Annotated in this window: 6 protein-coding genes; 4 read left to right on the forward strand and 2 right to left on the reverse strand. The window is 74.2% G+C overall.

Features of this window, described 5'->3' with window-relative positions:
* Positions 1–540 (forward strand): peptidase inhibitor family I36 protein (locus GTW43_RS32070; RefSeq protein ID WP_237536923.1); only part of this gene is annotated, 540 nt, incomplete at its 5' end.
* Positions 541–671: 131 nt separating this feature from the next.
* Positions 672–971: a hypothetical protein gene (locus tag GTW43_RS32075; RefSeq protein WP_161305482.1), complete on the forward strand. Its 300-nt coding sequence runs from the start codon at positions 672–674 to the stop codon at positions 969–971.
* On the opposite strand, the gene purH is transcribed toward GTW43_RS32075, so the two are convergent.
* Both purH and purN read right to left on the reverse strand, forming a co-directional pair.
* Complete coding sequence (purH, locus tag GTW43_RS32080) at positions 943–2,505, reverse strand: bifunctional phosphoribosylaminoimidazolecarboxamide formyltransferase/IMP cyclohydrolase (protein ID WP_161305483.1); 1,563 nt, start codon at positions 2,503–2,505, stop codon at positions 943–945. The genes GTW43_RS32075 and purH overlap by 29 nt on opposite strands.
* Entirely contained in the window at positions 2,502–3,122 is a 621-nt protein-coding gene (gene purN / locus GTW43_RS32085; protein ID WP_161305484.1) for a phosphoribosylglycinamide formyltransferase, read from the reverse strand. Before purN ends, purH begins: the two co-directional genes overlap by 4 nt.
* Before the next feature lie 341 nt (positions 3,123–3,463).
* Between purN and GTW43_RS32090 the strand changes: the two genes are divergently transcribed.
* On the forward strand, positions 3,464–4,324 hold the full coding sequence (locus GTW43_RS32090; protein ID WP_161305485.1) for a hypothetical protein: 861 nt from the start codon (positions 3,464–3,466) through the stop codon (positions 4,322–4,324).
* Positions 4,325–4,925: 601 nt separating this feature from the next.
* A partial coding sequence (locus GTW43_RS32095; RefSeq protein ID WP_161305486.1) for a hypothetical protein occupies positions 4,926–5,186 on the forward strand: 261 nt, incomplete at its 3' end.

Below are 5,186 nucleotides of genomic sequence, written 5' to 3' on the forward strand. Positions count from 1 at the left end.
GACGCCGAGGCGCTGCTGCGCGCGGTCCCGCGCCCGCAGCGCGGCCGCCGCGGGCCGGGCGGACGGCCGTGGCGGGTGCGGCCGTTGCGGATACAGCCGCAGCGGATGCGCCGGGTGCGGTGGTACCCGCTCGGCGCGGCCGTGCTCTCGGCGGCGCTCGCGGCCGGGCTGACGCTGGGCCTGCGGGACGAGCCGCGGACGTACGGCTACCACCGCTGTGACCGGGGCGCCGTGTGCTTCTTCAGCGAGCCCGACGGCAACGGCGAGATGTGCGCGTGGACCGGGGACGACCCCGACTGGCTGGCGGGCGCGGCCCGTTGCCCGTGGACCCGCACCGACCCGGTGCGCTCGGTCTTCAACAACAACCAGGAGACGACGGCGGCCCACGACGTCGCCTACTTCCGCGGCGCCGACTGGCGACCCGCCGGATTCGACCTGCGGCGCGACACCCGGCGCACGGGCTGCACCGCGGTCAACCAGCAGGGCAACCTCCAGGGCGGCTACGCCCCGCGCTCGCACCGCTGGGTCCGGCACTGCTGAACACGTGCGGGCGGGGCGGTCGGGGGCGGGCGCACCCTCGCACCTCCTAGGTTCCCTCCACCGGCACGGCCCCCGAGACTGGGCGGGCGCACCGCCACGGGGGACGGTGCGTTCCAGGGGGAAGCACCAACATGAAGCGCACGCTGATGTCGGCGTGCACGGTCGCGGCGGCTGTCGTCACGCTCGCCGCGGCCGGGTGCACGCGCGCCGCAGGACCACCGGCCGCCGAACGCTCCGCGTCGCACGACCGCACGGGCTCCGTGTACGTGACGCTGTGCATGGCCGCCCAGGACCGCCTCGAGCCGCCGCGCTCCCGCGAGGGCCGGATGCGCCACGCGAACGCGCTCGCGGGGTGCCGGAGGATCAGCTCCGGCACCCCGCTGCTCGACGATCCGGCGCGGCTCAGTGGAAGAAGTGCCGCGTTCCCGTGAAGTACATCGTCACGCCCGCCTTCTTCGCGGCCTCGACGACCAGCTCGTCACGGATCGAACCGCCGGGCTGCACGATCGCCTTGATGCCGGCGTCGATCAGGATCTGCGGCCCGTCCGGGAACGGGAAGAACGCGTCGGAGGCGGCGAAGGAGCCGCGCGCCCGCTCCTCGCCGGCCCGCTCGACGGCGAGCTTGCAGGAGTCGACGCGGTTGACCTGGCCCATGCCGACGCCGACCGAGGCGCCGTCCTTGGCGAGCAGGATCGCGTTGGACTTCACGGCCCGGCAGGCCCGCCACGCGAACGCGAGCTCGTCCAGCTCGCCCTGCGAGAGGGCGTCGCCGGTCGCGAGGGTCCAGGTGGCCGGGTTGTCACCGTCGGCCTGGAGGCGGTCGGCGACCTGGAGGAGGGCGCCGCCGTCGATCTGCTTCGTCTCGACCTTCGCGGCCGGGCCGTTCGGGGCGCGCAGCACGCGGATGTTCTTCTTCTTGGTGAGGGCCTCGAGCGCGCCGTCCTCGTAGTCGGGCGCGACGATGACCTCGGTGAAGATGTCGGCGACCTGCTCGGCCATCTCCTTGGTGACCGGGCGGTTCACGGCGATGACGCCGCCGTAGGCCGAGACCGGATCGCAGGCGTGGGCCTTGCGGTGCGCCTCCGCCACGCTCGACGCGACGGCGATGCCGCACGGGTTGGCGTGCTTGATGATCGCGACGCACGGGTCGTCGTGGTCGTACGCGGCACGGCGCGCGGCGTCCGTGTCCGTGAAGTTGTTGTACGACATCTCCTTGCCGTGCAGCTGCTCGGCCTCGGCGAGGCCGCCCGTGCCGTCGACGTAGAGGGCAGCGCCCTGGTGCGGGTTCTCGCCGTAGCGCAGGACGTTCTTGCGCGTGTAGGCGGCGCCCAGGAAGTCGGGGTGACCGGAGTCGTCGGCGGCGGCGTAGTCGTCGGCGAACCAGGAGGCGACGGCCACGTCGTACGCGGCGGTGTGCTGGAACGCCTCGGCGGCCAGGCGCTTGCGGGCGGTCAGGTCGAACCCGCCGTCCGCGACGGCCTTCAGGACGTCGCCGTACGCGGCCGGGTTGACGACGACCGCGACCGACGGGTGGTTCTTGGCGGCGGCGCGCACCATGGACGGGCCGCCGATGTCGATCTGCTCCACGCACGCGTCGGGGCTCGCGCCGGAGGCGACGGTCTCCTTGAACGGGTACAGGTTCACGATCACGAGGTCGAACGGCTGCACGCCGAGGTCGGCGAGCTGGTTGCGGTGGTCCTCCAGGCGCAGGTCCGCGAGGATGCCCGCGTGCACCTTCGGGTGCAGGGTCTTCACGCGCCCGTCGAGGCACTCCGGGAAGCCGGTGAGCTCCTCGACCTTGGTGACCGGCACCCCGGCGGAGGCGATCTTTCCGGCGGTGGACCCGGTGGAGACCAGCTCGACGCCCGCCTCGTGGAGCCCGCGCGCCAGCTCCTCCAGACCGGTCTTGTCGTAGACGCTGACCAGCGCCCGGCGGATGGGCCGCTTGTTGCTCTCGGCGGTCACGGGATAACTACCTTTCGTCCCTCGATGGTGAAGCCGTCACGGGCCAGACGCCCCACGACCTCCACGAGCAGCGTTCGCTCGACTTCCTTGATGCGCTCGTGCAGAGCGCTCTCGTCGTCCTCGGTGCGGACCTCGACCACGCCCTGGGCGATGATCGGGCCGGTGTCGACGCCGTCGTCGACGAAGTGGACGGTGCAACCGGTGACCTTGGCGCCGTACGCGAGCGCGTCCCGCACGCCGTGCGCACCGGGAAAGCTGGGCAGCAGGGCGGGGTGCGTGTTGACGAACCGGCCGCCGTACCGGGCGAGGAATTCCTTCCCCACGATCTTCATGAAGCCTGCGGAGACCACCAGGTCAGGCTCGTACGCGGCGGTCGCCTCGGCGAGCGCGAGGTCCCAGTCCTCGCGGGTCGCGTGGTCCTGCACGCGGCAGACGAAGGTCGGCAGCCCGGCGCGCTCGGCGCGCTCGAGGCCCGCGATGCCCGGCCGGTCGGCGCCGACGGCGACGATCTCGGCCCCGTACGCCTCCGGTCCCTGCGCGGTGACGGCGTCGAGCAGTGCCTGCAGATTCGTGCCTGATCCGGAGACGAGCACGACGAGGCGCTTGGCCTTGGCCACGACGGGGCCCTTTCTCGGGGAACTGAGCGTCTTGCGACGACTTGCTGCCGCGCCCGGCGGTTTCCGCCTTCGTGTTTTCGTACGAAGGCTTCGGTGTCCCCGATACGGGGAACCCTACGAACCGGGCGACCGCCAGCAACGATACCGGCACTCCCGGCGGCCCCCGCGGGACGGGGGCGTGACCGGGAGGTAGCGTCAGCGTTCAGGAAGCGCCGGTGAAGACCGGCGCGGGACGGAACGCCGGGCGGCCGTGGGACGTTGACGTGACGAGCACGCCGCCCGACCGATGGTCCCTTCCATCGATCCCTTTCATCGACGACCTAGGGGAAGACGCACACCTGATGCCGGACCGAAGCCTTCGCCTCACGCTGCCCGCCGGCGCCGTCCTGCGGCGCGAAGGCCGACCCACGCCGCCGTCCCCGTCGCAGCAGCCGCAGCAGCCGTCCTCCGGGGAACCGGACTCGTCCGGCACCCAGGACGCTCCGGGTTCCTCGTCCGGCTCCGCGTCGGGCCCGGGCGACGACAATCCCTTCGCGCCGCCGCCCGAGGGCACGCCCGACCGCCCCTGGCAGCCGCGGCGCCCCGGTGGCTCCGACAGTTCGGACGGCCCGGACGGCTCGGACGGCTCGCAGGGGCAGGGCCAGGGCGGCGGTCAGGGCCGGACGCCCTGGGGCGACCAGTGGAGCGACCGCCAGCCCGGCCGCACACCGGGAGGCCGCTTCGGAGAGCGCCCCGGCGCCGGTCCGGGCGGCGGCCAGGGCGGCCCCGAGGGCCAGGGCCCCGGCCCCGGCGGCATGCGCTGGGACCCCACGGACCCGGTCCAGCGCCGCGCGCGCTACGCACTGCTGTCCGGCATGTGGGGCTTCTTCTTCGCCCTCTTCAGCTGGCCCTACGTGTCCCTGCTGCTGGGCGCCCTGGCCCTGTACTGGGGCATCAGCTCGCTGCGCGCCAAGCCCCGCACCCCGAGCCCGGACGCCCCGGCACCGGCCGCCCCCGAGTCCTCCCGGCAGCAGACGACGGCCGCGGTCGGCGGTCTGGTCACGGGCGGCCTCGCGCTGGCGCTGGTCGCCGCGATGTTCACCCTGAAGATCGTGTACGCGGACTACTACGAGTGCCGGTCGGACGCGCTGACCACCGCGGCGGAGAAGTCCTGCGAGGACCAGCTCCCGAAGCAGCTCCGCCCCTTGCTCGGCACACGCTGACGCAACCCGGCCGCGCGGCTGGTCGGGGTGCTGTCCGGGCAGGAGCTACGGCGCGGCCTGATCGGTCCCGTCCGGGTTCGGGGCGGGCTGGTTCGTCGTCGGGGCGGTGGCCCGGTCGGCGCCGGCGGCTTTCGCCCCGGGGCGGGGGACGGCTGAGCTCGGCGCCGCCTGAGCGGTCCCTTGCGCGGCCCCTTGCCCGGCCCCGTTCGGCGTTCCGTGCGCGGTCGCGTTGGGCGTTCCGTGCGCGGTCGCGTTCGGCGTCTCGTTCGGCGTTCCGTGCGCGGTCGCGTTGGGCGTCCCGTGCGCGGTCGCGTTGGGCGTTCCGTCTGCGGCCGTGCGTGCGGTCGCGTTCGGCGGCCCGTCTGCGGCCCTGCGTGCCGGCCCGTTCGGCGTCTCGTGTGCGGTTCTGTGTGCGGGCCTCGGCGTCCCGTCTGCAGCCCTGCCTGCGGTCCCGTTCGCCGACCCGCGTGACGACCCGTGTGCGGTCCCGTCCGGCGTCCCGTGCACGGGCCCATTCGCCGACCCGTTCGGCGTCCCGTGCACGGGCCCGTCCGGCGTCCCGTGCGCGGGCCCGTTCGCCGACCCGTCCGGCGTTCCGTGCGTGATCCCGTTCGGGGCCTCGTCACCCGCGCCGTCCGCGGTCGTGGTCGGCGTCGTGGCCGTGCGGGCCCGTGGGGTCTGCCCCACGAGGAAGTCGTACGGCTCGAAGCCCACCGCCCCGGAAGCGGACTCCAGCGGGGCGTCCGCCGCGTCCGCGTCCTCCGTGTCGGCCCGCTCCGCCTCCCGCGACGCCTCGCGTTCCGCCCGCGCCCGGGCCTTCGTCTCCGCCCTGACCTCCGCCGCGGCCCGGCGGCGCTCCACA

It is taken from the genome of Streptomyces sp. SID5785, assembly GCF_009870065.1.
Lineage (GTDB): Bacteria > Actinomycetota > Actinomycetes > Streptomycetales > Streptomycetaceae > Streptomyces.